Annotated in this window: 3 protein-coding genes; all 3 read left to right on the top strand. The window is 61.9% G+C overall.

What is annotated here, in order from left to right:
- Positions 1 to 803, top strand: an 803-nt coding sequence (locus tag AC1DRJ_RS24165; RefSeq protein ID WP_477804369.1) for an AraC family transcriptional regulator, incomplete at its 5' end; no start/stop codon positions are given.
- 88 nt (positions 804 to 891) lie between these two features.
- On the top strand, positions 892 to 1,347 hold the full coding sequence (locus AC1DRJ_RS24160) for a (2Fe-2S)-binding protein (RefSeq protein WP_477804368.1): 456 nt from the start codon (positions 892 to 894) through the stop codon (positions 1,345 to 1,347).
- The coding region (locus tag AC1DRJ_RS24155) for a molybdopterin cofactor-binding domain-containing protein (protein ID WP_477804367.1) at positions 1,347 to 2,587 on the top strand (1,241 nt) is incomplete at its 3' end. The genes AC1DRJ_RS24160 and AC1DRJ_RS24155, both read left to right, overlap by 1 nt.

The raw sequence follows: 2,587 nt of genomic DNA, 5'->3' as shown, positions 1-2,587 counted from the left end.
CCGCTGTATGCATGATTGAGCCGAGCCTGATTCTGGTGGGACGTGGTGCAAAGCGGTTGTGGGTCGGTGGTGAGGGTTACAGCTACGACCATTCGCGGTTTCTGGTCACTTCACTAGATCTGCCGGCCAACTCCGAAGTGATGATTGCCAGTCCCGAACAGCCCTGTGTCGGGCTGGTACTGAAACTGGATGTCGGCATGCTCGCCGAGGTCATCGCCAAGGGTGGTTTGCCGACGACGCGTCATCGACCCGAGGGTAGAGGCGCGGGCATCGGCAACATGTCGTCCGCCTTGGAAGGCGCGCTCAATCGCCTGCTGGCATTACTCGATGAACCTGAGGCGATCCCGGTGCTGGCGCCACTGATCCTGCGGGAAATCCACTACCGGCTGCTGCATACCGATCAAGGGGCACGGCTGCGGCAGATCACTGCCGTCGATGGCCAGGGTTATCGCATCGCCAAAGCCATCGACTGGCTCAAGGTCAACTACACCGCTGCGCTGCGCATTGATGAGCTKGCGGCSCGGGTGCAGATGAGCGCACCMACCTTTCAYCATCATTTCCGKCARCTCACCGSMATGAGCCCSYTGCAGTACCAGAAATGGCTTCGCCTGAACGAGGCCCGTCGGCTCATGTTGATGGAGCGTCTGGACGTCTCGCGGGCGGCGTTCGCTGTCGGGTATGAAAGTCCCTCTCAGTTCAGCCGCGAATATGGCCGCCTGTTCGGTACCGCACCCAGTCGTGACATTGCGCTGCTGCGTGGGCAGCCACTCGAGGCAGAAGCGCTCGGCAACGCGGCAAGTTGAGCGACAGAACAGCTTTACCGGTGGTGCGCCTCGCAGCGTTTCACAGCTTATGACAATGCACGTCAACCGATGATCAAGCGGGTGAACCATGGAACTACGAATCAACCAGAAGACCTATCAGGTCGATGCCGACGCCGATACGCCCTTGCTGTGGGTGATCCGTGATGATCTGGGCATGACCGGTACCAAGTACGGCTGCGGACTGGCGCAGTGCGGCGCCTGCTCGGTGCTGGTGGACGGCAATGTGGTGCGTTCGTGCGTCATGCCGGTGGCCGGTGTGGTCGGCCGGGAGATCACCACCATCGAGGCTATCGAGACCGATGAAGTTGGAAAGCGGGTCGTCGCGACTTGGGTCGATCTTCAGGTCGCCCAGTGCGGCTACTGCCAGTCCGGGCAGGTTATGGCCGCCACGGCACTGCTCAAACAAAACCCCGAGCCGAGTGACGCGCAGATCGAGGCCGCGATGGTCAATCTGTGCCGCTGCGGCAYGTACAACGCGATTCATGCCGCCGTGCATGAGCTTGCTGGCAAGGGGAGCGTGTGATGAACATACGTATCGATCCTTCCCTGGAGGCACCAGCGTTCGCTCTGCACGATCCGGTCAATTTGTCGCGCAGACGTTTTTTGACCGGTACCGCCGTCGGCGCACTGGTCCTCGGCTTCGGCCTGCCGCTCGGTGCGACACGCGTGCAAGCTGCGGCAGCAGCGACTGCCGAGCGCGGCACGCAGGTCCCCGCGTTTCTGGAAATCCGCCCGGACAACCGCGTGCGTCTGCTGTGCCCTTTCATGGAAGGTGGGCAGGGAACGTTCACAGCGATGGCGCAGATCGTCGGTGAAGAGTTGGACGCCGACCCGGCAACCTTCCTGGTCGAAGCCGCGCCGCCCGGCGAGGCCTATGTGGTGATGGACAACGGCATGCGCATCACCGGCGGCAGCATGTCGGTGCGCATGAGTTATCCGGTGATGCGTCGCCTCGGCGCACTTGCCCGCGCCATGCTGTTGCAAGCGGGCGCAGAGAAACTTGGGGTGCCGGTGGGCGAATTGACCACCGAACCTGGCAAGGTGGTGCATGCCGCGTCGGGCCGCTCGTTGGCGTACGGTGAGTTGGCCGAGCGTGCGATGGACCTGCCAGTTCCCGATCCGGCCACCGTGCAACTGCGTGATCCGCGCCAGTTTCGCTGGATCGGCAAGCCCGTGAAGCGCATCGATGCCTATGACAAGTCCACCGGCAAGGCGCTCTACAGCATCGATCTGAAAGTCGACGACATGCTGCATGCCGCCGTTCAGCATGCACCTCGCTTGGGTATGACGGTGGGCAACCTGCGCAACGAAGACCAGGTCAAGGCCATGAAAGGCGTGCATTCCGTGCATCGTCTGCCGGGTGCCGTGGCAGTGGTCGCCGAACGCTGGTGGCACGCAAAACGTGCGGTGGAATCGATTCAGGTCGACTGGCAGGAACCAACGGCCGACAGCAAAGTGCGGCCGATGCCCGCAGACTTTTCCAGCGATGCGTTTCTCAAACGACTGGCAGCCGAAAAAGGGCCTGCCCGCGACGATGAAAATGAGGGCGACGTTGCCGCGAATCTGGCCAATGCCAAGATCCGAGTTGATGCCACTTATCACAACCAGTACCTGAACCACGGTCAACTTGAGCCGCCGTCTGCGCTGGCACGCTTCAACCCGAACGGCTCTCTGGAGGTCTGGTTACCCAACCAGGCACCGGACATGTTCCGCGCCGATATCGCGAAACGCACCGGTCTTGATCCTGCGCAGATCACCTTGCA

This window comes from Pseudomonas sp. P5_B2, from assembly GCF_056400445.1.
The sequence above is the reverse complement of the archived record's forward strand: the minus strand, read 5'-3'. Positions and strand labels throughout refer to the sequence as shown.